The sequence below is a fragment of the Micromonospora sp. DT46 genome, assembly GCF_049841735.1.
Classification (GTDB): Bacteria; Actinomycetota; Actinomycetes; order Mycobacteriales; family Micromonosporaceae; genus Micromonospora; species Micromonospora reichwaldensis.
The window spans coordinates 13,517-39,112 of record NZ_JBNCKW010000005.1 but is presented as its reverse complement, the minus strand read 5'-3'; the positions used below and the strand labels follow the sequence as shown (position 1 = coordinate 39,112).

The window sequence follows — 25,596 nt, the reverse complement described above, 5'->3', positions numbered from 1 at the left end:
CGGAAGCGTGGGCAGAAGGCGATCACCGCAGTACGCGAGAGCTGGTCGACGCCGAGCTGACGGCCCGCGCCGCCCGGCTCGTCGGCCCGGATGCTGCTGCCGATGGTCGTGGATGTGCACGCCCGGTGCCTGCTGGACGACCTGACACTGGCCGGGCGCGGCTACGGCCACAGCGTCGGCCGGCACGGCGACCAACTCGCCCGAGCTGCCGCCGACCAGTGGGAGCTCCGCATCCCCCGTACTGCGTTCGACGCCTTCGTCGCCGAGGCAAAGTTCACGGCGGCTCCCGCACCGGGAGTTCGGGCAGTCGACACGAAACACAACGTCGGCGGCGGCAACCTGTGGGACCCCGAAACCGCCAAGACCGTCTCCGGAATCGTCGAGGAACAACCCATCGCCGACGGCACGCGCCGATCGGTCCTGCTCAACCTTCGACGCACCCGACGTGGTCACCGTGTACCTGTACGCCAGCCGCGGCTGAATCTCGCGGACGTCCTCTTCTGCCGCGAAGCACCCGTCACGCAGGGTAACCAGGTCGCGGGGGCATGCATCCGGACGTGCCGATGTGCGGATGCCGACAGCTTGGGGACGAAGGGACGCGCTGAGGGGATCGGCAGCAGATTTCCCCTAGCCAATCTGCTGCCGATCCCTTGACCGATCCGGTCAGCGGCCCGACTGGGTAACCCGTCCTCGCCGGGTCCCGCGCCGGAGGCAGGCCGCCGTCATCTGCTCGCCCACACAGAGCGACCCAGCCGTAAGCCGTAGCGGCATAGCGCGGGATCCGATCCGGCTGGGGCGAGCCCATCTGGTCAGGGCAGCTGGCCCGGCCGGTCGACGATTGCGACCCGGAGCAGCGCGGCAGCCGATTGCAGCGACTCCTTGCCGTTCCGCACCACCGACCCACGGATGCCAAGGTAGACGTGGGTGTCTCGGTCGAAGATGAAGTCTTCGTTACCACCGATCACACCGGGCATCCGAATCGCCACCCCATGCCGGCCTGCGGCGTCCACCACGTCGCCCGATATGACGACCGCTCCGGGCTCCCGTGCCAGCAGTTCGAACAGCGCCGCCAGCGCTCGGGGCGGCACGTAGCCGTCGAGCATCGACCGCGCGGTGGTGTACGGCATGCTCTCGCCCCCGTACACGGCCTGCTCATCGGCTGCCTCGGGGAGATGCAGGTCAACCGGGTGTTCCCGAAGGTATTGAAGCAGCTCGTCCGGATCGGTGGGCAAGTCGCCGTGGTACGCGGGCGACGGGAATACATCGAGCTCCTTGTCGGGATCGGCGGGATCGTTCGGGCGGAGCACCTTCAGTTCGCTCCACCCGTTCGGATCGGTCTCCGGTCGGTAACGTGCCTGCGTGTGCGCAACTCCCCCGGCCGACTGCCAAATCTGCGTCCGTACGGTGGTGTACGGGCCGCTGTCCGGCTTCTCCCGCGTCGTCGCCAGGACTTCCGTGAAGACGTACTGATCGGGTCGGGCGGTGAGCTCGGGCTGTTGCCGGGCGGCATCGGCCGCCATACGGAGGATCTCCGACGCGCTGGCCGTGGGCGGCGGCTGGTTGCCCACCCTCATCGTCTGGACCGCCAGGCCACCGACGGTCAGTGCGACTGCCAGCCCGAATGCTCCGGCGAGGCGCCAACCGCGCAGGAACCGGGTACGGCGTCCGACCGGACGGGCTGCCGAAACCATCTCGGCCCGCCGGACGACGTGTGCCGTCAGATCCGTGAGGAGCTGCTCCTCGAAACCGTGCGGCGACTGTTCGATCTTGTTCATAGCGTCATCTCCGTCTCATCAGACGAGGGTGTTGGCCGGGTGGGCGAGCCCGGCGCGGACGACGCGACGGGCACGATGCAGGCGGACCCGAGCGGCGACCGGGGACATCCCGAGCGCGGTCGCCGCCTCCGCGACGGTGAGGCCGTCCACGGCGACGAGTTCGACCAGCGTCCGGGTGCCCTCGGGTAGCTCGCTCAGCGCTCGATGGGTACGGCGGGCCGCCGACTCGGCGTCGATCCGCTCCTCGATGCGGGCGATGTCGTCGGCGCCCAGGTCCCGTCGTCCGGCCAGTCGGCCGGTCACCCGCAGCCGTTGGGCCGCCCGACGCCGCTCGTCGCCGATGACGTTGCGGGCCACCCCGAACAGCCAGCCGATCTGGCTACCCCGGTCTGGCCGGTAGCCGGCCGCCGATTCGATCACCGCCAGGAACACGTCGGCGGTCAAATCGGCGGCGAGGTGTGGGTCGTCGACCCGCCGCGCCACGAACCGGCCCACCGCCTCCAGGTGCCGCCGGTAGAAGACCTCGAAGGCCACCGGATCGACTCCGATGCCGGAGATGTCACCCTCCGCTTGGCTAGGGTCATTCACAGGCCGTCCTCTCTCGTATCCGCTACACCCCTTCTTCGTAAGGCGGAGCGCGGGTGTTACCGAACCATCCGGCACGACAAACAGGTGGATGGCGGGTAGGGAGGACGACGGAACAGCAAGATCGGGCGCACTGATCTGCCGCTCAGGGCGGACTGGCGTTCATCGCTGCTGGTGACGCACGGTGATGTATGACTACCTCTCCTGCTCCCGCTTCCAGCGTCGCACCGACCGATCAGCTCGTTCTACGTGCCGCGGTGTCCGCCTTTCTGGGCCGCTACCGTGGGCAAACTCGCGTCCATACTGAGTCCAACCTGCGAGTCTTCCTCCGCTGGTGCACCGACCAGGCCCTTGATCCGCTCGCCATGGCGGATGGACGTCGAGCGGTACGTGCGCTGGCTGCAGGACGTACGCCGCTACCAGCCCTCGACGGTCTCGCGGCGCCTGTCGGTCGTGGTCGGGTTCTATCGGGTCTGCGTCATCGACGCCATCCTGGAGCATTCGCCGGCCGACTACGTCCGCCGGCCCACGGTGCCGTCCGAGTCGCCGACCCTTGGGCTGGGGCACCTACAGTTCGAGGCTCTAATCACTACCGCCCGGCTGTCGGCCAACCCGAACGACTTCGCCCTGGTCGCGCTCCTGGGTCTGCTCGGGCTGCGGATCTTCGAAGCTTGCGGGTCGAACATCGCCGACCTGGATGAGGAGCACGGGCACCGGGTCCTACGCGTGCGCGGCAAGGGAGGCAAGGTCGTCCTCGTCCCGCTGCCACCCGCGGTGGCCCGAGCCATCGACCGGGCCGTCGACGAGCGCACCAGCGGGCCGATCCTGCGCAATACCCTCGGTGTTCGGATGGACCGGCATGCCGCCACCCGCCGGCTCAAGCACCTGGCCCACACGGCGGGTCCGGATGCCGAGGATGCACCCACATATGCTGCGGCACACGTTCGTGACCACCATGCTCGACGCCGGCGTCAGCCTGCGTGACGTGCAGATCGCCGCCCGCCATGCCGACCCGCGAACCACCATGCGCTACGACCGCGCCCGTAAGAACCTCGACCGGCACCCCAACTACATCCTCGCCGCGTACATGGCCTCTGGAACATGATCAGCCGCTCACGGCTCTGCCGAGAGGAGGACGTCCTGTCGGGGCTGCCCTTCCCTTCGCCCGGCGTGAGCGCTAGATCTCCAGCCGCAGTCCGGCCCATCGGTCGAGCCATCCCTTGACCTGCACGCGGCGCTGTACCTTCGCGCGGCCCGCCGCATTGTTGAAGGCTGGAGAGGGGCGGACAACCATTCCTACAAGGTCGGCCAACCCGTGGCAGGACACCAGGCGAACAGAGCCACCCCGCAGGGTAACCGCGACGCACGTTGCCGTTTCGGGCCAGCGCGATATCGCGTCCATGGCGGACGTGTAGGGCTCATCGCCATTGCGCAGATGCATCCGTGCTTGATTACGAATTTCCCACGGCACCCCAGGCAGGGCCACCATGGCCTGGGCTTCGGCACGTGCGTCCTCGCGTGGGTCCAGCTTTTCCGGGTCGAAGTAGGCGACATCCACGTCGCGCTCCGGCGAGGCCGAGATGTTGCTGATCGCGTCCCAGACGCGGTTGCGTACGAAGCCGGCACCGATCCACCAGTCCGACAATCCAAGGTCGGCCGTAACTCGAAGGACTTTCATTGCTCCCGGGTCTGACTCGATTACGCCCACAACGTCCTGCGCGCTCCTGACCACCCCAGGGACCCTAGGCCAGCGGACGTACGCGGAATGCCTTCCACGCCGCCTCGACGTTGTCCACCCGGTCCGGAGCCAGGCCCCGTCGGCGTGGCAGTCCGGCCAGTTCTTCCGGCGAGTCACGCCACGCGATACCCACGCTTCAACCGCCCCGCTCGGAACCGCAACCATGTCCTACGGTGGGTCCATGGACTGGAAGATCGAACTCATCCCCGTTCCGGTGACCGATGTCGACCGGGCCAAGGCGTTCTACCAGAAGGTGGGCTTCAACGCCGACCACGATCACAGGGTGCACGAGGGCCTGCGGTTCGTCCAGCTCACACCACCCGGCTCGGCCTGCTCCATCGTGATCGGCGAGGGCATCACCGACAAGACTCCCGGCACCCAGGAAATCCAGGTTGTGGTCGCCGACGCCGAGGCGGCGCGCCGGCAACTGCTCGACGCTGGCGTCGATGCCAGCGAGATCGAGGTGCAGCCATGGGGCAGCTTCGTCTACTTCGGCGATCCTGACGGCAACAGGTGGTCGCTGCAGGCGATCGAATCACGCCCCAACGGCTGATCGATGGCCCACGACAGCCCTGGCAATGCCTTGACGTACTGCTGACTGTGCGCCGATCTGCCAAGATCAGCGCACGTTCGTCCGCCCATCGCTCGTCATGCAAGGCGACGCGCGGTCTTGCCGACGTGCGGGCGTTTGCCAGCTTCCAACCCCGTTACGGATGATCGTCGGCCGCTGCCCGTGAATCCTCTCCAGCGCCGCCGCCAAGGTCACCGCTCGTAACTGGGGGTAGTGGCCGAACCCGTTGCGGAGCCCGGGGCAGCAGGACCTGACCGCTGTATCCGGGGCCCAGGACGATGGCCGCCCCGTTGGGGGGCGGGGCGCCGACGACGCTGCTCTCCGCCGCCGGTATCGCCGGAGCGAAGTCCGGCCCGCCCAGGTCGCCGGCGTCCGCCGCGTCACCGTCGCCCATGATCACTCCTTCTTGGCGTGGGCTCCGCGCATGCCGGGGCCCGGTGAAACCCGCTGGCGCCAGCCTGGCTCCTGACGGGAAGGATATCTTGTCTTCCACTATATTAGGCCGATGAGTTCTCGGGCCATGACAGAGCCAGCCTTCTTCATCCTCACCGCGCTGCTCGACGCTCCGCGGCACGGCTACGGGATCGTCGCGGACGTGGCGGAACTGTCGCGGGGCCGCGTGCAGCTGAAGATCGGCTCCTTGTACGGGGTCCTGGACCGACTCGTCGGTGACGGCCTGGTCGAACTGGACCGCGAGGAGGCATGGCAAGGACGGTTACGCCGGTACTACCGGGTGACCGAGCGGGGCCGCCAGGCCCTCGAAGCGGAGGCGCAACGGCTGGCCGCCAACGCGCGCCTCGCCTCCACCCGGTTGCGCGAGCGGCGGAACCCGATCACGGGAACGCCGTCGTGAACCGGCTGGAAGAGCGCTACCGGTTCGTCCTCCGGCTGCTGCCCGCCGCCTACCGGCAGGAATGGGAAGACGACATGGTCGCCGCCTTTCTGGACAGCATGGACACCGGCGACTCCGAGACCACCGCGTATGTCACGGACTACGGCCGGCCGAGCCTGTCCGAGGTCGCCAGCATCGTCTCCCTCGCCGTTCGGTTGCGTCTCGGCGGGGCTGACGCGCCACCCCGCTCGTTCGCCTGGGGACAAGCCGTACGCCTGGCGGCCCTGATGGCGATGCTGGCCAACGCCGTCATGGTCACCGCCAGCATCGCCGTCACGCTGTGGCTCTCCCGGAAGATCGCCTGGTTGCCGGCTCCTGAACTGGAATGGCCACTCAGCCCGTCGTCGAACATCTGGCACACCGCGTGGAATCTCGCCGACTACGCGTGGTTGCCGGCCTACGTCGCGCTCGTCCTCGGACACCGGCGGGTGGCCCAAGCGGTCGCCCTGCTCGCCATCGTGCCTCCGGCCATCACCACCGCCTTCGAACAAGGCGTCGGTGACGTACCGCTGTCCGTGACGCCCTGGGCGATGCGATTCGTCGACGTGCTCCTGCTACTCGCGATGGCGGCTTTTCACCGAGGCGCCCCACCGGTGCCGCGCCGCCCCTGGCTCCTCGCGCTGCCGATCGGCATCTTCCTCGTCCCCGTGCCGCTGTTCACCATCCAGGCGGCGAGACCGGCGCTGAGGCTGCTGGACTGGCCGGGCCTGTCCTGCGCGGTGGTCACTGTCGCCATGGTGGTCCACCTGGCCGGTCGAGTGTCCAGCCGCCAATCTCGGAGGCTGCCATGGTCACTGGCGCTCACCCTGCTCGCCGTGACCGCGCTCGCCCTGCGAACCGCAACCCTGCCCGACTACAGCAACCAGGCACAGCGGACGACACTCGCCACGATCGCCTCCGTAGAGGTTGTCGCCGTGCTGGCGGTAGGCGTACCGCTCGCCGTACTGGCCATCCGAGCACTGCGCCGACTTCCACCGATCCCCACCGTCGCCCCAAGACCCACCACACCGACGTAGGAACTCGTCCGGCGGGGCGACTGTGACCCTCGGGTAACGCCACCCCAGCCGAGCCCTGCGGTCGCGTCCACCTGCGGATGAACGGCGTCGGTGGGGAATTCGGTGGCAGGGCCGCGGTGGCGGGGCCGAGGATGAGCGGGTGATCGAGACGTACCCGACGAAGACCGTCCCCGTCGCCGCGGCCGCCGCCGCACGGCGACAGCGGACCGCGTCCGGTCGCGTCCCGACCCGCCGCCGACCGTCGTGACCGGCGCGTTCCTGGCCGGTCTGCTCGCCGGCTACGGCGTCGCCATCCCGGTCGGTGCGATCGCGGTCCTCATCCTCGGGCTCAGCGCCCGCACGTCGTTCCGGGTCGGCGCCTCCGCCGCGTTCGGGGTGGCCACCGCCGACGGGCTCTACGCCGCCGTGGCGGCCCTCGGCGGGGCCGCCGTCGCCGGGCTGATCGCCCCGGTCGCCGGGCCGCTGCGGCTGGCCGCCGCACTGGTGCTGCTCGTCCTCGCCGGCCACGGCGCCTGGCGCGCGCTGCGCCCCCGCGCCGCGACCGGTGCCGCCGGCGTCCGCCGGGGCCTGGACACCCCGGTCCGCGCCTTCACCGGCGTGCTCGCGCTGACCCTGCTGAACCCCGCGACCGTTGTCTACTTCGCCGCGCTCGTGCTGGGCCGTACGGACCATGCCGAGCCGGATCCGCTCGCCGCCGGCCTCTTCGTGCTCGGCGCGTTCGTCGCCTCGGCGAGCTGGCAGCTGTTGATCGCCGGCGGAGGCACCCTGGTCGGCCGGGTGCTGACCGGACCGCGCGGTCGGCTCGTGACCGCGCTGCTCTCCAGCGCCATCATCGCCGCCCTGGCCGTGGCGATGCTGCTGCCCGGCTAGCCGAGCCGGTCGTCCGCTGCCCGGCTGGGTCCGGGTCGGTGGCCTGCCGCCCGGCGGGGGCGGCGGCCCGCCGCGGGCGTCCACCCACCCACGGCGGTCAGTTGGCGTCGCCGTGCCGTAGGTTCGGGCGTATGAGCAGCCGACCGGCCGCCGGAGGCGGCCGCTGGGTCGAGGTGGACCCCGCCCGGGCCGCCCGGTGGGTCGAGGGCTTCGCCGACCGGCACGGCCCGCCCACCACCACCGTCGAGGCGTACGGGCTGCTGCTCGCCGCCCCGGACGGCGCGACCGCCGAGCTGCACACCCCGCCCGGCGCGCCGGCCACCCCGGATGTGCCCGGCTTCGTGGCCGCCGCGACCGCGCCGCGCCGGATCGGGCTGCTGCTCGCCCGCAAGGGCGCGGTGGCGGTCGGCGTCGCGGCGGGGGAGGAGCTGGTGGTCTCCAAGGTGGACACCCGCTACGTGCAGGGGCGCACCGCCGCCGGGGGCTGGTCGCAGCAGCGCTTCGCCCGGCGGCGCGACAACCAGGCGAAGGCGGCGCTGGGCGACGCGGCCGACCTGGCCGTACGGCTGCTGCTGCCGGAGGCGTCGTCGTTGGGCGCGCTGGTCTGCGGCGGCGACCGGCGGGCGGTGGACACCGTGCTCGCCGACCGGCGGCTCGCCCCGCTGGCGGCGCTGCGTGCCGACCGTCTGCTGGACGTGCCCGAGCCCCGGCACGCCGTGCTGGTCGGCGCGATCGCGGCGGCCCGGGCGGTCCGGATCCTGGTGCGCGATCCCGCCCCGTCCTGAGCGGCGACCGCGTCGGGAGCGACGCTGGCTGCACTGCGGACACCCGCCCCTTCCCACGCTGGGACGGACCGCCAACGACCGGCCGGTCGACCCCACGCACGACGGCGGCCGGCGGGCGAGGCCCGCCGGCCGCCGAGGGCGGTCTCCGGTCCGGTGCTCAGAGGCTGCCGCGGAAGGTGTCGCAGGACTTCGGGTCGCCGGTGTCGTAGCCCCGGGTGAACCACTCCTTGCGCTGGGCGGAGGAACCGTGGGTGAACTCGTCCGGGTTCACCGGCCGGTTGGCCCGCTTGGAGATGGCGTCGTCGCCGATCTTCTCGGCGGCGTCGACGGCCTGCTGAATGTCCTGCTCGCTGATGCTGGTGAAGATCTTCTGGCCGCTCGCGTCGGCGGTGCCGGTGGCGTTCTTCGCCCACGCGCCGGCGTAGCAGTCGGCCTGCAACTCCAGCTTCACCGAGAGCGCGTTCGCGCTGTCCGGGTCGCGCTGCTGCTGGCGGCGCATCTGCGCCTCGGTGCCGAGCAGGTCCTGCACGTGGTGGCCGTACTCGTGGGCGAGCACGTACGGCTGGGCGAACTCGCCGGAGGCGCCGAGCTGCTGGGCGAGCACCTGGTAGAAGGTGAGGTCGATGTAGACCTGGTCGTCGGCGGGGCAGTAGAACGGGCCGACGCCGGAGTCGGCCTGCCCACAGGCGGTGTTGACGCCCTGGCTGAAGAACACCGTCTTCGACGGGCGGTACTGCTCGCCGAACGCCTCGGGCAGGGCCTTCTGCCAGTACGCCTGGATGGAGTTGACGTAGAGCGCGTTGCGGCAGTCGAGCTGCTGGAGCGCGTCCTCGGCCGAGCACTTCTGCTCCAGTGACGAGTTGTCGCCCTGCGGCTCGTCGCCGCCGTTGGTGGCCGCGTTCAGGCCGAAGCCGCCGCCGACGAGCGCGACGAGCACGGCGATGACGATGCCGACGATGCCGCCCCGACCGCCGCCGATCGGGATGGGTATGCCGCCCAGCCCGCCGCCCCCGCCGGATCCTCGCCGATCGTCCACCTGGCTGGTGTCGACCCGCGCGTTCTCGTTCAGCTCCATGTCTACCCCGATCACCGATTTGATCCGTTTTGGTGGTTGCGGTACCGGACCGGGTCCGGACGGCGATTCGGTACCCGATGATCTTGATCGGTAATCCGGCGGGGCGATCCGGCGGGGCCCGGTACACTTGGGCCCGTGCTGCTCTGCGAAGGCTGAACCGCCCCGCGCCGACGGGCCTCGTGCTCGCCGGCGCTTTCGCGTGCCCTGAGTCAGCCCTTCCAGACCCCGAGAGCGAGTCCTCCGACATGATCACTGCCACCGGCCTGGAGTTGCGCGCCGGCGCCCGGATCCTGCTGTCCGACACCACGCTGCGGGTGCAGCCGGGTGACCGGATCGGCCTGGTCGGCCGCAACGGCGCCGGCAAGACCACCACGCTGAAGGTGCTCGCCGGCGAGGGCCAGCCGTACGCCGGGCAGCTCGATCGCCGCAGCGCCATCGGCTACCTCCCGCAGGACCCCCGCACCGGCGACCTGGAGGTCACCGGCCGCGACCGGGTGCTCTCCGCCCGGGGCCTGGACGTGCTGATGGCCCAGATGAAGGAGATCGAGGCCAAGCTCGCCGACGACGCCGCCGACAAGCTGGTCCGTCGCTACGGCGCGCTGGAGGACCAGTTCGCCTCCCTCGGCGGGTACGCGGCCGAGGCCGAGGCCGCCCGGATCTGCGCCAACCTCGGCCTGCCGGACCGGGCGCTCGCCCAGACCATCGGCACGCTCTCCGGCGGTCAGCGCCGCCGCATCGAGCTGGCCCGGATCCTGTTCCGCGACGCGGGTGAGAACGGCGGCGGCATCCTGCTGCTCGACGAACCGACCAACCACCTCGACGCCGACTCGATCACCTGGCTGCGCAGCTTCCTCGCCAACCACAAGGGCGGCCTGATCGTGATCTCCCACGACGGCTCGCTGCTGGAGTCGGTGGTCAACAAGGTGTGGTTCCTCGACGCCACCCGCTCCGTGGTCGACGTCTACAACCTGGGCTGGAAGGCGTACCTGGAGGCCCGCGAGACCGACGAGCGGCGCCGCCGCCGGGAGCGGGCCAACGCCGAGAAGAAGGCCGGCGCGCTGATGGCGCAGGCCGACAAGATGCGGGCCAAGGCCACCAAGACCGTCGCCGCGCAGAACATGGCCCGCCGGGCCGAGAAGCTCATCTCAGGCCTGGAGGAGGTACGCGTCTCCGACCGGGTGGCGAAGGTGCGCTTCCCGAACCCGGCCCCCTGCGGCAAGACCCCGCTCACCGCGACGGGCCTGTCCAAGTCGTACGGCTCGCTGGAGATCTTCACCGACGTGAACGTGGCGGTCGACCGGGGCTCCCGGGTGGCCATCCTGGGGCTCAACGGCGCCGGCAAGACCACCCTGCTGCGGATGCTCGGCGGCCTGCTGGAGCCGGACACCGGCGAGGTGCACGCCGGTCACGGCCTGCGGCTCGGCTACTACGCGCAGGAGCACGAGACGCTCGACGTGGACCGTACGGTGCTGGAGCACATGCGCAGCGCCGCCATCGAGCAGACCGACACCGACCTGCGCAAGATCCTCGGGGCGTTCCTGTTCTCCGGCGACGACGTGGACAAGCCGGCCGGGGTGCTCTCCGGCGGCGAGAAGACCCGGCTCGCGCTGGCCACCCTGGTCTGCTCCGGGGCGAACGTGCTGCTGCTCGACGAGCCGACGAACAACCTCGACCCGGTCAGCCGGGAGCAGGTGCTCGACGCCATCGCCCGCTACCCGGGGGCGATCGTGCTGGTCACCCACGACCCCGGCGCGGTCATGGCGCTGAAGCCCGACCGCGCCATCCTGCTCCCCGACGGCGACGAGGACGCCTGGAGCGACGACCTCCTCGAACTGGTCGAACTGGCCTGACCGCCCTGCCCTGCCCTGCCCTGCCCTGCCCTGCCCCGGTCCCGTCCCGCCCCCGGTCCGCTCCGCTCCCGTCCCGCCCCAGTCCGTTGATCATGAGGTTGTTGCCCTCCGCCCCGGCGTGTCGTGACAACAACTTCATGATCGACCAAGCGGGGCGGCCAGGCGGACGACCAGGTGGGGCGGCCAGGCGGGTGGCCAGGCGGGGCGACCTGCGTGGGTGGCACGGTGGGGTGGGTGCGCGGGTTGCGGTGGGGCGGGTGGGGCGTGCGGTCAGCGCAGGAGGTCAAGGAGGCGGGGCAGGACGCCCGAGGTGGCCAGGATGACCACGCCGATGGCGATGAAGACCGCCGGGACGAGCCAGTGGCCGACGCGTCCGACGAGCCGTGTCACCCGGGGGTGCCCGCCCAGCCACGCCCCGGCGGCGCACCACAGCGCGATGAGTACCACGAAGACCAGCAGGAAGACCGCGCCGTCGGCCGGGCCGAGCGCCCGGAACACCGGCACGTAGACGGCGATGTTGTCGGCGCCGTTGGCGATCGTCACCCCGGCCACGCCGAGCGTCGAGCCGACCACCGCCGGGGCGTCGTCGGCGTCGTCACGCAGCAGCGCGCGGACGCCGAGGGCGACCGGCAGCAGGCCGAGCAGCCCGGTCCACGGCTCGGGCACCACCAGCAGCCCGGCCGCGACCACCGTGCTGGCCAGCGCGAGCGCGCCGATGCCCAGGTACTGCCCGGCGACGATCTGCCAGGTGCGGGGCCGGCCTGTGGTGCGGGCGGCGACGAAGAACAGGGTCAGGACGACGATGTCATCGATGTTGGTGGCGGCGAACACCACGGCGGCGCCGGCCGCGGCGCCCAACAGGTCGATCACGCCAGCAGGGTACGGCTCGGTCACCCGTCACGCCCGGCGCCGGGGGCGGGCGGGGCCCCGGGCCGCGTCGGGAGCATCACGCTATCGGGAAGCTGACATTGCATAGCGTGTCGGTTGGCGAAGAGTTGATATCTGGCGCATGATCGTTCGAGGCGGTCTAATAGGTGGGACCGTATCCGAACCGCACAGTCTGGGACGTGAGGACACAGCATGGCAGCCACTGGCACAGCCACCAGCACTGAGAAGGGTCGCCGGATCGTCGGAGCCGAGCGTCAGACGCTCGCCAAGGACCTGGTAAAGCGGTACACCTCGGGTGAGAGCATCCGCGCGCTCGCGGCCTCGACCGGCCGTTCCTACGGGTTCATCCACCGGGTGCTCACCGAGTCCGGGGTCCAGCTGCGGCAGCGTGGCGGCGCCCGACGCCGCAAGAAGGCGTGACCCGCCCACCAGCGTCGTCCATCAGCGCCGCTCCCCGGATCGCTCGGTGACCGCCGAGACGACCGGGGTCCGGCTGGAATGCGACGGGCCGGTCGCGACGGTCACGTTGTGCCGGCCCGACGTGCTCAACGCGCAGACCCCGGCGATGTGGCGCGCGATGAGCGACTTCTCGCGGGACCTCCCCGGCGACGTCCGTGTCGTGGTCGTATGCGGCGAGGGGCGGGCATTCTCCGCCGGCCTCGACCTGTCGGTGGCCGGTGCCTCCGGTCCCGGGTCGTTCGCCGAACTGGCCACCCTGCCCGAGCAGGAGTGCGCCGACCGGATCGCGGAATACCAGGGCGGCTTCACCTGGCTGCACCGTCCCGACGTCGTCTCCGTCGCCGCCGTGCAGGGGCACGCGATCGGCGCCGGCTTCCAGCTGGCGCTCGCCTGCGACCTGCGCGTGCTCGCCGAGGACGCGAAGCTCTCCATGGCCGAGGTGACGCTCGGCCTGGTCCCGGATCTCGCCGGCACCGGCCGCCTGGTCGACCTGGTCGGCTACAGCCGTGCCCTGGAGATCTGCGCGACCGGCCGGCGGATGGACGCCGCCGAGGCGGACCGGATCGGCCTGGCCACCCTGGTGGTGCCGAACGCCGAGCTGGACGCCGCGGTGCGTGACCTGACCGCCGGGCTGCTGGCCAACGACCGCAACGCGGTGGTGGAGATCAAGGCTCTGCTGGCCGGCGCGACTGGTCGGTCCGCCGCCGACCAGCAGCGGGCCGAGCGGGAGGCGCAGACCCGCCGGCTGCGTGATCTCGCCGGGCGCGGAGAGTAAGTCGTAAGGACCGTTCGGGAAGATCAGGGTTACGGCCGAGGTTGTCAGAGTCGTCGGGAGAATTGACCTGACGGTGCGGTCAGCCCGACGACCCGGAGGTGAACGTGTCCCACTCGATGTCGGGCGGCGGCATGACCGGTTGGAGCATGCTCCGGTCAATGCGCAACCGCGACGAGATCTCCACCCACCGACTCAAGCGCGGGGTGGCCCGCAGGATCGTGGCCTTCGCCGGGCCCTACCGCCGTGACATTGTCGTCTTCCTGGTCACGGTGGTGCTGGCCGCCGTCATCGGTGTCGCCACCCCGGTGCTCGCCGGCGACGTCATCGACACGATCACCCGGGGCGGCGCCGACGCCGGCAACGCGGTGGTCCGGCTGGCCCTCGTCATCGCCGGGCTCGCGGTGTTCGACGCGCTGCTCTCCCTCGCCCAGCGGTGGTACTCGGCCCGCATCGGCGAGGGCATCATCCTCGACCTGCGCACCCGGGTCTACGACCACGTCCAGCGGATGCCGCTGCAGTTCTTCACCCGCACCCAGACCGGTGCGCTGGTCAGCCGGCTCAACAACGACGTGCTCGGCGCGCAGCGGGCGTTCACTTCGACGCTTTCCGGGGTGGTCAGCAACGTCATCCAGCTCGTGCTCACCGCCGCGGTGATGTTCACCCTCTCCTGGCAGATCACCGCGCTCTCCCTGGTGCTGCTGCCGGTCTTCATCATCCCGGCCCGCCGGGTCGGCAAGCGGCTCGCCGAGATCACCCGCGAGTCCTACAACCTCGACGCGAAGATGAACGCGACGATGACCGAGCGGTTCGGCGTCTCGGGCGCGTTGCTCGTCAAGCTCTTCGGCCAGCCCGAGGAGGAGGCGCGCCGGTTCGCCGGGCGGGCCGAGCGGGTCCGCGACATCGGCATCCAGTCCGCGATGTACTCGCGGACCTTCTTCGTGGCGATGCTGCTGGTCGCCTCGCTGGCCCAGGCGCTCACCTACGGGCTCGGCGGCTGGCTGGCGGTCACCGGCAACGTCAGCGCCGGCACCGTGGTGACCCTCGCCCTGCTGCTCACCCGCCTCTACGGCCCGCTGACCGCGCTGTCCAACGTCCGGGTCGACGTGATGAGCGCGCTGGTCTCCTTCGACCGGGTCTTCGAGGTGCTCGACCTGAAGCCGACGATCGAGGAGCGGCCCGACGCGGTGGCGGTGCCCCGGGCCAGCGGCCGGGTCGAGTTCCGCGACGTCCGGTTCCGCTATCCCAGCGCCGCCGAGATCTCGCTCGCCAGCCTGGAGGAGGTCGCCGCCCTCGACCGTACGATCAACGAGCCCGTGCTCAAGGGCGTCTCGTTCGCGGTCGAGCCGGGGCAGATGGTGGCGCTGGTCGGCCCCTCCGGCGCCGGCAAGTCGACGCTGTCCATGCTGATCTCCCGCATCTACGACGTCACCGACGGGCAGGTGCTGGTCGGCGGGGTCGACGTCCGCGACGCCACCCTCGCCTCGCTGCGCGACGAGATCGGCGTGGTCACCCAGGATTCGCACCTGTTCCACGAGACCATCGCCGAGAACCTGCGCTACGCCAAGCCGGACGCCACCGACGACGAGATCTGGGCGGCCCTGGCCGGGGCGCAGGTCGCCGACCTGGTCCGGTCGCTGCCGGAAGGGCTGGAGACCCTCGTCGGCGAGCGCGGCTACCGCTTCTCCGGCGGCGAGAAGCAGCGCATCGCCATCGCCCGGCTGCTGCTCAAGGCCCCGTCGATCGTGATCCTCGACGAGGCCACGGCGCACCTCGACTCGGAGAGCGAGGCCGCCGTGCAGCGGGCGCTGTCGGTGGCGCTGACCGGGCGTACCGCGCTGGTGATCGCGCACCGGCTCTCGACCGTCCGCGACGCCGACCAGATCCTGGTGCTGGACGACGGGCGGATCGTCGAGCGGGGGCGGCACGAGGAACTGGTGGCCGTGGGCGGGCTCTACGCCGAGCTCTACCGCACCCAGTTCGCGGTCGCCGACTCGCCCACCCCGTACGTCGACGCGACCGGGCCCGAGCCGGTGGCCGTGCCGCCGCTGCGGCCCTACCTCGCCGACGAGGCGCTGCCGCCGGCGGCGGCCAACTGACGCTGCCGCCGGCCGCAGCCAACTGACGCGGCCGCCGGCTGCGCCAACTTGCCGGCTGCGGCCAACCGACGTCTCAGCCGGTCGCGACTGCCGCCCGCAACTCCCCGAACGCGGCGCCGAGCGTTTCGGGGGTGAAGTGCGCGTTCAGGCCGCTGGGGTTGGGCAGCACCCAGAGGCGGGCGCCGGCCAGCCGCTGCGGCTGCGGCCCGAAGGCGGCCTTCGGCCGGGCGAATCCGATCCGGTACGCGGTCACCCCGACCACGGCCACCCACCGGGGGCGGTGCCGCTCGACCTTGCCGGTGAGGATCTCCGCGCCCTCGACCAGCTCGGCCGGGGTCAGCTCGTCGGCCCGGGCGCTGGCCCGGGCGACCATGTTGCTGATGCCCAGCCCGTACCCCGGCAGCTCGTCCTGCTCGCTGGGATGCAGCAGCCGGGGCGTGAACCCGCCCCGGTGCAGCGCGGGCCAGAACCGGTTGCCCGGCCGGGCGAAGTGCCACCCGGTCGCGGCCGACCACAGGCCCGGATTGATGCCCACGAAGAGCACGTCCAAGCCGGGGGCGATGACATCGGGGATGGTGCGCTCCGCCGCCGCGGCGAGTTCCTCCCGCGTCGGCCGCGGATACCGCCCGGCCTCCCGCGCCACCCGCGTCCGTCGCCGGAGCGGCGATCCGGCGGGCGATCCGTCGGCGGGGGGACCGGCGGGCGATCCGTCGGCGGGCGGACCGGCGGACGATCCGTCGGCGGGCGCGGCCATCACAGGCTCCGCAGCACGCCGCCGTCGACCGGCACGGTGACCCCGGTCAGGTAGCTCGCGGCGGGGGAGAGCACGAACGCGGCCACCCGGCCGAACTCGTCCGGCGCGCCGATGCGGCGCAGCGGAATGGCGGCCTCGGCCTCCGCGCGGGCCCGGTCGGGGTCGCCGGTGGCGGCGAAGAGTTCCACGTTGCGGTCGGTCATGATCCGCCCGGGCAGCAGGCCGACCACCCGCACGCCCCGGGGCCCGTACTCGTCGGCGACGTCCTTGGCCATGCCCACCAGGCCGGGCCGCAGGCCGTTGGAGATGCCCAGGCCGGGCACCGGCCCGCGCGCCGAGGTCGACAGGACCAGCCCGACCGCCCCGCCCCCGCCCCTGGCCAGGTGCTCGGCGACGGTGCGAACCATCCGGACGGTGCCGAGGAAGACCGTCTCGAAGGAGCGGCGCCACTGCTCGTCGGTGACCGAGGCGGCGCTGCCCGGCGGCGGCCCGCCGACCGAGACCAGTGCCCCGTCGAGCCGTCCGAAGTGCTCCCGGGCCGCCGCCACGAGGCGCTCCGGCGTCTGCGCGTCGGCCAGGTCGGCGGTCAGCCCGACCGCCCGCTCCGGCCCGCCGAGGCGGTGCGCGGCGGCGGCCACCGCGTCGGCGTCGCGGGCGGAGAGCACCACCCGGGCGCCGTCGGCGACGAGACACTGCGCGGTGGCGAAGCCCAGCCCTCGGGAGGCGCCGGTGAGTACGTACACCCGATCGGTCAGTCCGAGATCCATGCCGTCGATCCTGCCGCACCCGGCCGGATCCGCCAGCGGGGCCCTCGGGCCGGTGCGCGGTGGGCGCTCAGCGGCGGGCGGTCCGGTGGCGGGCGGTTCAGCTGCGGGCGGGACGCAGCAGGCGTACCCGACCGGCGAGCTGGACCGCGACGGCCCCGCCGGCGCGCCCCCACGCCGGCAGCCGACGCGGGCGCGGCGGGGTGTGCCCGTCGTAGCGGTGGGCGGCCTCGCGCGCGGCCAACTCCTCCGCGCCGAGCGGCGGCAGCGCGCCCCGGTCGCGCAGGTCGCGGGCCAGGTCCCAGCCGTCGCGCAGCGAGCCCCCGGTCGGCCGCCCGGCCGCCCAGCGGGCGAAGGTCTCCGGCCACCGGGGACCGAGACCGGCGGCGAGCAGCGGCCAGTGCCGGGCCACCTCCCCGGCGCGCTTGCGCAGCAGCGCGGTCCCGGCGGCGGCGAGCGCCGCCGGGTCGAAGCCCGCCGGCACCGGGCCGCCGGCGACCAGCGCCGCCACCAGCGCCGCCTGCCGCTCGGCCAGGTCGCCGCTCACGTCACCACCGGGAAGCCGGACACGGCGGCGAGGGCGTCCAACTCGGCGCGGAGCACCGGGGCGGGCGGGTAGTGCCCGTCGCGTTCCAGCAGGAACGCCGGCGGCCGGCGGCGGGCGCACAGCTCGCGGATCAGGTCGAGCACCGCCGGGGGCACCGGATCGGTGTGCGTGTCGTGGTAGTAGCCGCCGTGCTCGGCGCCGCCCGCCACGTGCACGTAGGAGACCCGCTCCAGCGGCAGCCGGTCGAGCAGCGCCAGCGGGTCGGTGCCCCGGTTGCGGGCGTTGGCGTACACGTTGGCGACGTCCAGCAGCAGGAACGCGCCGGTGCGGTCCAGGATCTCGGTGAGGAAGTCGGCCTCGTCCAGCTCGTCGTCGGGCCAGTCGAACAGGGCCGCGATCGGTTCCAGCGCGAGCGGCACCGGCAGCGCGGCCTGCGCGCGGGCGACGTTGGCGCAGACCGCGTCGACCGCCTCCCGGCTGCGGGGCAGCGGCAGCAGGTGACCGGCCTCGACGCCGCCGGCCCGGACGAAGGCGATGTGCTCGCTGACCAGCGGCGCCCCGACCAGCTCCGCCACCGCGCCCAGGTGGGCGACGCGCGCCGGGTCGACCGGTTCCGCGCCGCCGAGGGAGAGGCGCACGCCGTGCGGTACGACCGTCACGCCGCGCTCGCGCAGCGCGGCCAGCCCGGCGGGCGGTGGCCCGGTCGCGGCGACGCTCTCCGCGACCACCTCCACGAAGCGCAGCCCGGGCAGGTCGGCGACGAACCCGGCGATCTCCGGCCGCCAGCCGATGCCGACGCCGGCGGGGCCGGTCATCCGCCGCACCCGCCTCCGCCGCAACCCCCGCCGCCGCCGCACGAGCTGCCCCCGCTGCACGAGCTGCCGCCGCCGCATCCGCCGCCGGTCGAGGAGGCGCCGGAGCCGCTGATCGCCTGGCGCTGGATCTCGGCCTGGCTGGCGAAGCCGGGGTCCATGGCGTAGAGCGACGCGGTGCCGAACAGCGCGACCCCCATCGCGGCGCCCGCCGCGCCGTAGGTGGCGTAGGCGGGGGCCGAGGCGGGCGCGAGGTAGGTGTGCTGACGCCGCAGGCCGCGCAGGGCCTGGGTGGCGGCGCGGGTGCGCCACGGCACCCGGTACAGGAGGACGGCCACGACGATCAGCGGGAGCTGGCTCAGCACGAGCCAGCCCACGGGACGGTCGTTGCCCAGGCCGGCGAAGATGCGCAACACGCCGACCAGCAGCAGGGCGGTGAGCAGGAACGCGCCCCGGCGCAGCGCGGCCCGGCGGGCCGGCGGGAGCGCGAGTCCGCGCTGCTCCAGACTCGTCCGGAGCTGGTCGAGCGCCCGGACCGCCCACTCGTCGCGGGCCAGTTCCCGGGTGGTGGCGTTCCGGCCGGCCGCGAAGTGGATGGCCTGGTCCAGTGGCGTGATCCCGGCCGGCAGCGCACCGCCGGTGGTGAGCCGCCGGTCCGGGCGTACGCCGATGGCCCCGCTGCTGCGCAGCCCGCCGAGCGAGGCCCAGATCGCCAGTTGCTGCCCGCCGTTGAGGTAGGCGACCTGCTGCGGGCCGAGCTGACCCACGTCGCCCACCTGCGGCCCGGCGAGGACCGAGAGCCGGTGGACGACCGTGCCGACGATGATCACGACGGCTGCGAGGAGATAGACCCCGAGGAAGGCGGGACCGGAGATGCCCCAGGTGTCACCAGGTGCGGCGAGGACGGTCATGTGCTGCTCCTGTCGGGCGAGGGGGATCGCGACCCAATTGTGGAGCAGGCCCGCCAGGGTGGACCCACCGCGTGGACCGAGTTACCGGACCGATACGCAGTGGCGCGAGGGCGGCCGGTCAGCGGCGGCGGACGGCCTCCTCGACCAGGTCGAGCACCGGGCCGAGGTCGCCGGCGGGACGGCCCATCGCCAGGTGCAGCACCAGGCCGTCGTAGGCGAGTTCGAGGAACTGGGCCAGCACGTCGATCGGCATGTCCTCGCGGAGCACGCCCGCCTCCCGCTGCCGGGCGAGCCGGTCGCGGGTCGCCTCGGCGATCGCCGCCGACCGTTCCGCCCACCGCCTGGCGAACGCCGGGTCGGTCCGGAGCCGCCGGGACACCTCCAGTTGGCTGCCCAGCCAGCCGGTGGTGTCGGGGGAGACCGCGCCGGCCAGGAGGTCCCGCATGACCTGGACCAGGCCGTTGCGGGCCACCGTCTCCACCATGGCCGCGGCGTCGTCCTCGGCCACCGCCAGGAAGAGCGAGTCCTTGTCGCGGAAGTGGTGGAAGATCGCGCCCCGGGACAGCCGGGTGGCCTCCTCGAGCCGGCGGACGGTGGCGCCCTCGTAGCCGTGCCGGGCGAAACAGGCCCGCGCGGCGGCGAGAATCTCCTGCCGGCGCGCGTCGAGCTGGTCCTGACTTACTCTGGGCACGGGTCGATCGTGACAGCTCGCCCCCCGCCATGCAAACCGTACGTACGGCTTGGTTTGGCCGCGCGCATGATCATCCAAGGTCGGCGCGTCGGATTAGGATCGGCCCGTGATGCCACTTCCCACCGCCGTCGCGGTCCCCGCCGCACCGCTGATCGTCGCGGCCGTGCAGGCCGAGCCCGTCCCCGGCGACGTGGCCGGCAACGCGGCGAGCGCCGCCCGGCTGGTCCGCCAGGCCACGGAGCGGGGCGCCCGGGTGACCGTGCTGCCCGAGCTCTTCCTGCCCGCGTACCACCTGCCGACGCTCGCGGCCGATCCGGCCGGCACCGACGTCGCGGCCGACCCGGCGGCCCGGGTGGACGACCCGCGGCTGGACCCGCTGCGCGAGGCGGCCCGCGACGGCGGCGCCGCCGTGGTGGTCGGCGCCGCCGTCCGGCACCCGGACGGCCGGCGGACGATCTCCGCCCTGCTGATCGACCGCTCCGGCGAGGTCCGCGTCGGCTACGACAAGCAGCAGCTGTGGAGCGGCGAGCGGGAGCTGTTCGTCGCCGGTGACCGGGGTACCACCCTGCTCGTCGACGACTGGCGGCTCGGGCTCGGCATCTGCTACGACGGCTGCTTCCCCGAGCACGGCCGGGCAGCGGCGGCCGACGGGGCGCACGGCTACCTCTGCCCGAGCGGCTACCTGGCCGGCTCCGAGCACCGCCGCGACCTCTACTACGCCGCCCGTGCGCTGGACAACACGATGTACGTGGTGTTCGCCAACCTCGTCGGCGGCGCCGACCCGTGGCGGTTCAACGGCGGCGCGGCGGTCTACGACCCGGAGGGCCGGCCGCTGGCCCGGGGCGCGGACACCGGCGAGGCCGTACTGGTCGTCGCGCTCGCCCCGGAGGCCCTCGCGGCGACCCGGGCGGCCCACTGCATGCTGCTCGACCGTCTGCCCCACCAGGGCGGCGCCCGCTCCGCGCTGCCGGCCTGACGGGCGCGGGGCGGAGTCGGCACTGTCGCCGGGCGGTCGCGCTCCCGTAAGGTGCCCGAGTGCCGCTGCTCCTGCTGGACCTGGACAACACGCTGCTCGACCGGGCCGGTCCGTTCCGCGCCTGGGGGGAGCGTTTCCTGGCCGGTGTCGGCGCGCCGCCGGCCGACATCGACTGGCTGCTGTCCATCGACGCCGACGGGCTGACCGACCGGTGGGACGTGGCCGACGCCGTGCGTGACCGGTACGGGCTGCGGATCCCGTCCATCGACCTGGTCGAGGAGCTGCACGACGGCGTGGTGGCCAACATCCGGCTCGACCCGCTGGTCGCCTGCGCGCTGCGGATCGCCGACGGGGCCGGCTGGACGCCCGTGGTGGTCAGCAACGGCGGGGTACGCCAGCAGGAGGCCATGATCCGGCGTACCGGGCTGGACCGCTTCGTCGCCGACTGGGTCATCTCCGAGGAGGTCGGCGTCAGCAAGCCCAACCCGAGGATCTTCGCGCTGGCCGCCCGGCGGGTACAGCTGCCCCTGCGCGGCGCCTGGGTGGTCGGCGACGGCCCGGAGGCGGACATCGGGGGCGCCGCCGCCGTGGGCCTGCCCAGCGTCTGGCTGCACCGGGGGCGGAGCTGGGTCGACGACCGGTTCGCCCCCACCCGCACGGCGGACGGCGTGATCGCCGCCGTCGCGACGGTGCTCGCCGCCTGACGGGGGAGCGCCACCAGCCGCCCGGTGAGCCGGCGCGGCGGCTGGCCAAGGGGTTTCCGCCCAGCCCCGGCGGGGCGCCGGACCTGGGCTGGCGTAATTCGGTTGACCGGGGCGGCGTCGGACCGCGAGCATGGTCGGCGCATCGTGCAACCGGGTCCGCGCCCGGTCGAGGAGAGGGGGTCGGTCATGGCCGTCTTCGCAGGTCACTACCACCTGCCCCCATCAGCCTCGAGCAAGGGATCACCACCGCAGTGCGCGATCACGACCTTCCGGCGCGCGAGCGCCGTACCCGCGGCAAGCGCCGCTTCGACGACGACGAACAGCTCTTCCTGAAGCGTGGCCGGGCCGCCGAGCCCGCCCTCGCCGACCCCGACGCCGAGCCCGACCCCGACACGGGGGAGCGCTGGTCGTCCTGGGACGACGCCGTGCACGGCCCGCAGCCTCACCCCGAGTGGCTGGTCACCGAACTGGCCGCCAAGGACACCGAACTCGGGATGCTCAAGACCGGCAAGGAGGCGGACGTCCACCTCGTCCGCCGGGCGGTGCCCGGCACCGACCGGTCCTGCCTGCTGGCGGCCAAGCGGTACCGGGACCCCCAGCACCGCCTCTTCCACCGCGACGCCGGTTACCTGGAGGGCCGCCGGGTCCGCCGGTCCAGGGAGAACCGGGCGATGGCCGGTCGCACCGCCTTCGGCCGGCAGATGATCGCCGGGCAGTGGGCGGCGGCCGAGTTCGCCGCGCTGGCCCGGCTCTGGGAGGTCGGCGCCCGCCACGGCACGATCACCGTCCCCTACCCGGTGCAGCTGCGCGGCACGGAGCTGATGCTGGAGTTCCTCGGCGACCAGGAGGAGGGGCTGGCCGCGCCCCGGCTGGCCCAACTACGGCCGGAGGCGGGGGAGCTGCGCGAGCTGTGGGGGCAGCTCGTCGACGCCCTCGTGGTGCTCGCCCGCGCCGGCCTCGCACACGGCGACCTGTCGCCGTACAACCTGCTGGTGCACGCGGGGCGGCTGGTGCTCATCGACCTGCCGCAGGTGGTCGACGTGGTGGCCAACCCGCAGGGGCCGGAGTTCCTGGCCCGCGACGTGCGGGTGGTCGCCACCTGGTTCGCGGCCCGGGGCCTGCCCGCGGCGGACGCCGACCCGGCCGCGCTGAGCGCGCTGCTGCTGCGGGAGGCGGGGATCCGCTGACCGCGACGTCCCGGGTGGCCAGGCACCGGCCACCCGGGACCCGGGTCACTGGAGGTAGCGCTCGACCGCCGGCTTGGGGCGCGTCCCCTGGGCGTCCGGGTCGCCGTGGGTCTCCCGGGCGGCGCGTCGCCGACGCAGCAGGTCCCAGCACTGGTCGAGGGACTCCTCCAGCTCGCGCAGCCGGGTGCGGGCGTCGTCGTCCGTGCCCGACTCGCCGGCCTGCGCGTCGGCGCGCAACCGGTGCTCCTCGTCGACCAGTTCCGAGATCCGGTTGAGGATCGTCTTGTCGTCCATGCCCTGAGCCTGGCACAGGCCGCGCGGGCGCGCCCGGGTTCCACCGCCGCCCGCCCCCGCCGCTGCGGTAGGTTGCCCAGCCATGGTTCCCACCGTCCGGGCCGCCGGCCCCGCCGACCTGGCGCCGGTCGCCGACCTGCTCCGCGCCGCCCGGCCCCACCTGGTGGTCACGCCGGAGCTGCTCGCCTGGCAGGCGACCGGCAAGCCGGCCGAGCGCTTCGGGATGCTCGTCGCCGAGGCGGGCGACGGGATCGCCGGCGTCGCCCGGACGGGGCTGCTGTACGAGAGCGCCGAGCCGGGGCTCGGCTTCGTCAACCTGGTCGTGCGCCCCGAGGGGCGGGGGCGGGGCGTCGGGTCGGCGCTGCTCGCCGCCGCCGAGGAGCGGCTCGCCGGGCTGGGGGTGCGCCGGGCGTACGCGCGGGTCGTCGACGAGCCGGCACCGCTCGCCTTCGCCGAGCGGCGCGGCTACCGGCCCGGCCGGCGCAGCGTGATCCTGGGCCTGGACCTGGCGGCGGCGCTGCCGGCCGCGCCCGATCCGCCGGCCGGGGTGCGGCTGGGTACGGCCGCGGACCTGGTCGACCCGCGCCCGTTGTACGAGGCGGACCTGGCCGCCGCCGCGGACGAGCCGGGCGACGTCGGGATGGACGAGATCGGCTTCTCCGACTGGCGGGCCGCGTACTGGGACCGGCCGGACCTGGACCGGGCGCTGAGCACGGTGGCGACGGCCGACGGCGTGGTGGTGGCGTTCAGCCTCGCGCTGACCGACGGCCGGGACCGCTACCTGTCGGGAATGACGGGCACCCGCAGCGGGTGGCGGGGCCGGGGTCTCGCCCGGTCGGTCAAGCACGCGTCGCTGCGGGCGGCCCGGTCGGCGGGCTTCCAGTGGGCGTCCACGATCAACGACGCCGGCAACGACGCGATGCGGGCGGTCAACGCGTGGTTCGGGTACCGGCCGGTGGCCGCCGAGTGGCGCCACCTGCGCACCCTTCCGAAGTGACGCCCGACACGAAATCCTTCATGGACGAGCATTCCCATGAGCAAAATTCTCATTCGACGGCTAGCGGAGTCTCGACGGGTGATGGCATGCTTCCCGAATCGTGACGCAAGGCAGCCGTTCGCATGACGGTCCGTCACAACGGAGCGTGACCGACGGGAGGAGCCACGGGTGCGGGATGCCATTGCTGAACGGGGTGCCGACGACTCACGAAGTCGTCCGGCGCGGTCCGCGCCACTGTGGAGGATGCTGCCGGGCCTGCTGCGTGACCCGCTGGGCCAGCTCGTCGCGATGGCGGACGCCGCCCCGGGCGAGGTCCTGCGGCTCAACCTCGGGACGATCCGCCCCTACCTGGTCACCGAACCCGCCCACGTGCAGTACGTGCTGCGGGACAACGCGGCCAACTACACCCGCGGCGGCCAGAGCATGCTGTGGCGGCCGGTACGACGGCTCACCGGCGACGGCATCATGTCCGACGGACCGGAGTGGCAGGCCAGCCGCGGGCGGATGCAGCCGCACTTCACCGCCAAGCGCATCGACTCCCTGGTGGACTCCATGAGCCAGGCCGTCAGCGAGGCCGTCGACGAGTTCGACGAGCCGGCCCGCACCGGCCGGTGGCTGGACGCCGGCGCCGAGCTGGGCCGGGTCATCTGCCGGGCGATCAGCAGCGTCTTCTTCGCCGACCGGGTGAGCCTCGCCGACCAGCTGCGGATCGTGGCCGCCCAGGACACCATCGTGACGGCGCTGCGGGCCCGCCTGCTCCTGCCCTTCGTGCCCGACGCCGTACCGGTGCCGGGCGACCGCGCCCTGCGCCGCGCCATCGGCGTCGTCGACGACATCATGCTGCCCCTGGTGCGGGCCGAGCGGGCCCACCCGCGCGACGGCGACGACCTGCTCGCCGCCCTGGCGAACGCCCGCGACGACGACGGCCGCCCGCTCGGGGAGCGACGGGTCCGCGACGACGTGGTGTCCATGTTCGCCACCGCGACGGAGACGACGTACGCCGTACTGACCTGGCTGTGGCCGATCCTGGACGCCAACCCGGAGGTGGCCGGCCGGCTCTACGCCGAGCTGGACGAGGTGGTGGGCGCGGACCGGGTGATCAGCCGGGAGCAGTTGCTCGCCCTCACCTACACCCGGTCGGTGGTCGACGAGCTGCTGCGCATGTACCCCGCCGGGTGGCTGGTGCCCCGCACGGCGGTGGCGGACGACGTCATCGGCGGCGCCAGGATCAGAGCCGGCAGCATCGTCGCCGTCAGCTCCTACGTCACCCAACGGCTGGCCCGGTACTGGGACCGCCCGGACACCTTCGATCCCGACCGGTTCCGTGGCGACCAGCCGCGGCGGGAGCACCGGTACGCGTACTTCCCGTTCGGCGGCGGCCCGCACCAGTGCCTCGGCATGTACCTGTTCAACCTGGAGGCTCCGCTGGTGGTCGCGACGATCCTCAGCCGGTACCGCTTCCGGCTGCGCGACGCCGGGATGCCGCCCAAGCAGCTGGCGGCGACCCTGCGTCCGGGTCGGCCGGTGGTCATGGCGCTGACCCCGGTCCACGAGCGGAGGCCGGCGTGACCGCGGTGACGCCCG

The 25,596-nt window shown here is 73.1% G+C and carries 27 protein-coding genes and 1 pseudogene; 16 read left to right on the top strand and 12 right to left on the bottom strand.

The window, feature by feature from the left end:
• The first annotated feature begins 90 nt into the window (after nt 1-90).
• Nucleotides 91-654: a hypothetical protein gene (locus tag ACLQ20_RS14475; protein ID WP_425855963.1), complete on the top strand. Its 564-nt coding sequence runs from the start codon at nt 91-93 to the stop codon at nt 652-654.
• Nucleotides 655-809: 155 nt separating this feature from the next.
• Here the strand turns inward: ACLQ20_RS14475 and ACLQ20_RS14470 are convergent, their stop codons facing one another.
• Nucleotides 810-1,775, bottom strand: a complete 966-nt coding sequence (locus tag ACLQ20_RS14470) for a CU044_5270 family protein (RefSeq protein ID WP_425855961.1) — start codon at nt 1,773-1,775, stop codon at nt 810-812.
• An 18-nt stretch (nt 1,776-1,793) separates the two neighbouring features.
• Entirely contained in the window at nt 1,794-2,363 is a 570-nt protein-coding gene (locus ACLQ20_RS14465) for an RNA polymerase sigma factor (protein ID WP_358121953.1), read from the bottom strand.
• Between the two features lie 369 nt (nt 2,364-2,732).
• Between ACLQ20_RS14465 and ACLQ20_RS14460 the strand changes: the two are divergent.
• Nucleotides 2,733-3,465: pseudogene (locus tag ACLQ20_RS14460) on the top strand (tyrosine-type recombinase/integrase).
• Nucleotides 3,466-3,537: 72 nt separating this feature from the next.
• Here the strand turns inward: ACLQ20_RS14460 and ACLQ20_RS14455 are convergent.
• Nucleotides 3,538-4,092 (bottom strand): nucleotidyltransferase family protein, encoded by a 555-nt coding sequence (locus ACLQ20_RS14455; RefSeq protein ID WP_425855960.1) that lies wholly within the window; start codon nt 4,090-4,092, stop codon nt 3,538-3,540.
• A gap of 187 nt (nt 4,093-4,279) precedes the next feature.
• On the opposite strand from ACLQ20_RS14455, the gene ACLQ20_RS14450 reads away from it, so the two are divergent.
• The 5 genes from ACLQ20_RS14450 (at nt 4,280) to ACLQ20_RS14430 (ending at nt 8,232) form a co-directional block, all read left to right on the top strand.
• On the top strand, nt 4,280-4,651 hold the full coding sequence (locus ACLQ20_RS14450) for a VOC family protein (RefSeq protein ID WP_358121947.1): 372 nt from the start codon (nt 4,280-4,282) through the stop codon (nt 4,649-4,651).
• A gap of 538 nt (nt 4,652-5,189) precedes the next feature.
• Nucleotides 5,190-5,522, top strand: coding sequence for a PadR family transcriptional regulator (locus ACLQ20_RS14445; RefSeq protein WP_358121945.1), 333 nt, complete (start codon nt 5,190-5,192; stop codon nt 5,520-5,522).
• Complete coding sequence (locus ACLQ20_RS14440) at nt 5,519-6,577, top strand: hypothetical protein (RefSeq protein WP_151453371.1); 1,059 nt, start codon at nt 5,519-5,521, stop codon at nt 6,575-6,577. The genes ACLQ20_RS14445 and ACLQ20_RS14440 overlap by 4 nt, the downstream gene beginning before the upstream one ends.
• A gap of 243 nt (nt 6,578-6,820) precedes the next feature.
• Nucleotides 6,821-7,447, top strand: a complete 627-nt coding sequence (locus ACLQ20_RS14435) for a LysE family transporter (protein WP_358121942.1) — start codon at nt 6,821-6,823, stop codon at nt 7,445-7,447.
• A 131-nt stretch (nt 7,448-7,578) separates the two neighbouring features.
• Nucleotides 7,579-8,232, top strand: a complete 654-nt coding sequence (locus tag ACLQ20_RS14430; RefSeq protein ID WP_327029041.1) for an acVLRF1 family peptidyl-tRNA hydrolase — start codon at nt 7,579-7,581, stop codon at nt 8,230-8,232.
• 157 nt (nt 8,233-8,389) lie between these two features.
• Here the strand turns inward: ACLQ20_RS14430 and ypfJ are convergent, their stop codons facing one another.
• Nucleotides 8,390-9,307, bottom strand: coding sequence for a KPN_02809 family neutral zinc metallopeptidase (ypfJ, locus tag ACLQ20_RS14425; protein ID WP_151453376.1), 918 nt, complete (start codon nt 9,305-9,307; stop codon nt 8,390-8,392).
• 245 nt (nt 9,308-9,552) lie between these two features.
• Here ypfJ and ACLQ20_RS14420 point away from each other — a divergent pair, with 245 nt between their 5' ends.
• Nucleotides 9,553-11,157: an ABC-F family ATP-binding cassette domain-containing protein gene (locus ACLQ20_RS14420; RefSeq protein WP_425855956.1), complete on the top strand. Its 1,605-nt coding sequence runs from the start codon at nt 9,553-9,555 to the stop codon at nt 11,155-11,157.
• Nucleotides 11,158-11,427: 270 nt separating this feature from the next.
• On the opposite strand, the gene ACLQ20_RS14415 is transcribed toward ACLQ20_RS14420, so the two are convergent.
• Nucleotides 11,428-12,027, bottom strand: coding sequence for a cadmium resistance transporter (locus tag ACLQ20_RS14415; protein ID WP_358121940.1), 600 nt, complete (start codon nt 12,025-12,027; stop codon nt 11,428-11,430).
• Nucleotides 12,028-12,237: 210 nt separating this feature from the next.
• Between ACLQ20_RS14415 and ACLQ20_RS14410 the strand changes: the two genes are divergently transcribed.
• From ACLQ20_RS14410 to ACLQ20_RS14400, 3 genes are all read left to right on the top strand, one after another.
• Nucleotides 12,238-12,465 carry a helix-turn-helix domain-containing protein gene (locus tag ACLQ20_RS14410; RefSeq protein ID WP_007462679.1) on the top strand — a complete coding sequence of 76 codons (228 nt, stop codon included), beginning with the start codon at nt 12,238-12,240 and terminating at the stop codon, nt 12,463-12,465.
• 46 nt (nt 12,466-12,511) lie between these two features.
• Nucleotides 12,512-13,279: an enoyl-CoA hydratase/isomerase family protein gene (locus ACLQ20_RS14405; RefSeq protein WP_425855954.1), complete on the top strand. Its 768-nt coding sequence runs from the start codon at nt 12,512-12,514 to the stop codon at nt 13,277-13,279.
• Between the two features lie 116 nt (nt 13,280-13,395).
• Entirely contained in the window at nt 13,396-15,375 is a 1,980-nt protein-coding gene (locus tag ACLQ20_RS14400) for an ABC transporter ATP-binding protein (RefSeq protein ID WP_425856407.1), read from the top strand.
• Between the two features lie 73 nt (nt 15,376-15,448).
• On the opposite strand, the gene mug is transcribed toward ACLQ20_RS14400, so the two are convergent.
• From mug to ACLQ20_RS14370, 6 genes are all read right to left on the bottom strand, one after another.
• The gene (gene mug / locus ACLQ20_RS14395) at nt 15,449-16,129 is read right to left on the bottom strand and encodes a G/U mismatch-specific DNA glycosylase (protein WP_425855952.1); all 681 of its coding nucleotides are present in this window, start codon (nt 16,127-16,129) and stop codon (nt 15,449-15,451) included.
• Nucleotides 16,129-16,896 (bottom strand): SDR family oxidoreductase, encoded by a 768-nt coding sequence (locus tag ACLQ20_RS14390; RefSeq protein WP_425855951.1) that lies wholly within the window; start codon nt 16,894-16,896, stop codon nt 16,129-16,131. Before ACLQ20_RS14390 ends, mug begins: the two co-directional genes overlap by 1 nt.
• A 97-nt stretch (nt 16,897-16,993) precedes the next feature.
• Complete coding sequence (locus tag ACLQ20_RS14385) at nt 16,994-17,440, bottom strand: hypothetical protein (protein WP_151457342.1); 447 nt, start codon at nt 17,438-17,440, stop codon at nt 16,994-16,996.
• On the bottom strand, nt 17,437-18,255 hold the full coding sequence (locus tag ACLQ20_RS14380) for a DUF692 domain-containing protein (RefSeq protein WP_151457343.1): 819 nt from the start codon (nt 18,253-18,255) through the stop codon (nt 17,437-17,439). The genes ACLQ20_RS14385 and ACLQ20_RS14380 overlap by 4 nt, the downstream gene beginning before the upstream one ends.
• Nucleotides 18,252-19,163, bottom strand: a complete 912-nt coding sequence (locus tag ACLQ20_RS14375; RefSeq protein WP_425855949.1) for a TIGR04222 domain-containing membrane protein — start codon at nt 19,161-19,163, stop codon at nt 18,252-18,254. Before ACLQ20_RS14375 ends, ACLQ20_RS14380 begins: the two co-directional genes overlap by 4 nt.
• A gap of 118 nt (nt 19,164-19,281) precedes the next feature.
• Complete coding sequence (locus tag ACLQ20_RS14370; protein ID WP_151457345.1) at nt 19,282-19,854, bottom strand: TetR/AcrR family transcriptional regulator; 573 nt, start codon at nt 19,852-19,854, stop codon at nt 19,282-19,284.
• 109 nt (nt 19,855-19,963) lie between these two features.
• On the opposite strand from ACLQ20_RS14370, the gene ACLQ20_RS14365 reads away from it, so the two are divergent.
• The 3 genes from ACLQ20_RS14365 (at nt 19,964) to ACLQ20_RS14355 (ending at nt 22,721) form a co-directional block, all read left to right on the top strand.
• Nucleotides 19,964-20,830, top strand: a complete 867-nt coding sequence (locus tag ACLQ20_RS14365; RefSeq protein ID WP_425856404.1) for a carbon-nitrogen hydrolase family protein — start codon at nt 19,964-19,966, stop codon at nt 20,828-20,830.
• Nucleotides 20,831-20,889: 59 nt separating this feature from the next.
• Nucleotides 20,890-21,534: an HAD family hydrolase gene (locus ACLQ20_RS14360; protein ID WP_425855947.1), complete on the top strand. Its 645-nt coding sequence runs from the start codon at nt 20,890-20,892 to the stop codon at nt 21,532-21,534.
• Between the two features lie 251 nt (nt 21,535-21,785).
• The gene (locus tag ACLQ20_RS14355; protein WP_327029037.1) at nt 21,786-22,721 is read left to right on the top strand and encodes an RIO1 family regulatory kinase/ATPase; all 936 of its coding nucleotides are present in this window, start codon (nt 21,786-21,788) and stop codon (nt 22,719-22,721) included.
• A 45-nt stretch (nt 22,722-22,766) separates the two neighbouring features.
• Here ACLQ20_RS14355 and ACLQ20_RS14350 read toward each other — a convergent pair whose 3' ends face one another.
• Nucleotides 22,767-23,015: a DUF2630 family protein gene (locus ACLQ20_RS14350; protein ID WP_132240301.1), complete on the bottom strand. Its 249-nt coding sequence runs from the start codon at nt 23,013-23,015 to the stop codon at nt 22,767-22,769.
• An 82-nt stretch (nt 23,016-23,097) separates the two neighbouring features.
• Between ACLQ20_RS14350 and ACLQ20_RS14345 the strand changes: the two genes are divergently transcribed.
• Both ACLQ20_RS14345 and ACLQ20_RS14340 read left to right on the top strand, forming a co-directional pair.
• Complete coding sequence (locus ACLQ20_RS14345) at nt 23,098-24,012, top strand: GNAT family N-acetyltransferase (protein ID WP_425855945.1); 915 nt, start codon at nt 23,098-23,100, stop codon at nt 24,010-24,012.
• Between the two features lie 243 nt (nt 24,013-24,255).
• Nucleotides 24,256-25,581, top strand: a complete 1,326-nt coding sequence (locus tag ACLQ20_RS14340; protein ID WP_151457156.1) for a cytochrome P450 — start codon at nt 24,256-24,258, stop codon at nt 25,579-25,581.
• The last annotated feature ends 15 nt before the right edge of the window (nt 25,582-25,596 follow it).

Coding starts and splice junctions, on each gene's coding strand:
- ACLQ20_RS14475 (WP_425855963.1), top strand. CDS start 91: ATGCTGCTGCCGATGGTCGTGGATGTGCACGCCCGGTGCCTGCTGGAC.
- ACLQ20_RS14470 (WP_425855961.1), bottom strand. CDS start 1,775: ATGAACAAGATCGAACAGTCGCCGCACGGTTTCGAGGAGCAGCTCCTC.
- ACLQ20_RS14450 (WP_358121947.1), top strand. CDS start 4,280: ATGGACTGGAAGATCGAACTCATCCCCGTTCCGGTGACCGATGTCGAC.
- ACLQ20_RS14445 (WP_358121945.1), top strand. CDS start 5,190: ATGACAGAGCCAGCCTTCTTCATCCTCACCGCGCTGCTCGACGCTCCG.
- ACLQ20_RS14430 (WP_327029041.1), top strand. CDS start 7,579: ATGAGCAGCCGACCGGCCGCCGGAGGCGGCCGCTGGGTCGAGGTGGAC.
- ypfJ (WP_151453376.1), bottom strand. CDS start 9,307: ATGGAGCTGAACGAGAACGCGCGGGTCGACACCAGCCAGGTGGACGAT.
- ACLQ20_RS14420 (WP_425855956.1), top strand. CDS start 9,553: ATGATCACTGCCACCGGCCTGGAGTTGCGCGCCGGCGCCCGGATCCTG.
- ACLQ20_RS14410 (WP_007462679.1), top strand. CDS start 12,238: ATGGCAGCCACTGGCACAGCCACCAGCACTGAGAAGGGTCGCCGGATC.
- ACLQ20_RS14400 (WP_425856407.1), top strand. CDS start 13,396: ATGTCGGGCGGCGGCATGACCGGTTGGAGCATGCTCCGGTCAATGCGC.
- mug (WP_425855952.1), bottom strand. CDS start 16,129: ATGGCCGCGCCCGCCGACGGATCGTCCGCCGGTCCGCCCGCCGACGGA.
- ACLQ20_RS14390 (WP_425855951.1), bottom strand. CDS start 16,896: ATGGATCTCGGACTGACCGATCGGGTGTACGTACTCACCGGCGCCTCC.
- ACLQ20_RS14380 (WP_151457343.1), bottom strand. CDS start 18,255: ATGACCGGCCCCGCCGGCGTCGGCATCGGCTGGCGGCCGGAGATCGCC.
- ACLQ20_RS14375 (WP_425855949.1), bottom strand. CDS start 19,163: ATGACCGTCCTCGCCGCACCTGGTGACACCTGGGGCATCTCCGGTCCC.
- ACLQ20_RS14365 (WP_425856404.1), top strand. CDS start 19,964: ATGCCACTTCCCACCGCCGTCGCGGTCCCCGCCGCACCGCTGATCGTC.
- ACLQ20_RS14350 (WP_132240301.1), bottom strand. CDS start 23,015: ATGGACGACAAGACGATCCTCAACCGGATCTCGGAACTGGTCGACGAG.
- ACLQ20_RS14345 (WP_425855945.1), top strand. CDS start 23,098: ATGGTTCCCACCGTCCGGGCCGCCGGCCCCGCCGACCTGGCGCCGGTC.
- ACLQ20_RS14340 (WP_151457156.1), top strand. CDS start 24,256: ATGCTGCCGGGCCTGCTGCGTGACCCGCTGGGCCAGCTCGTCGCGATG.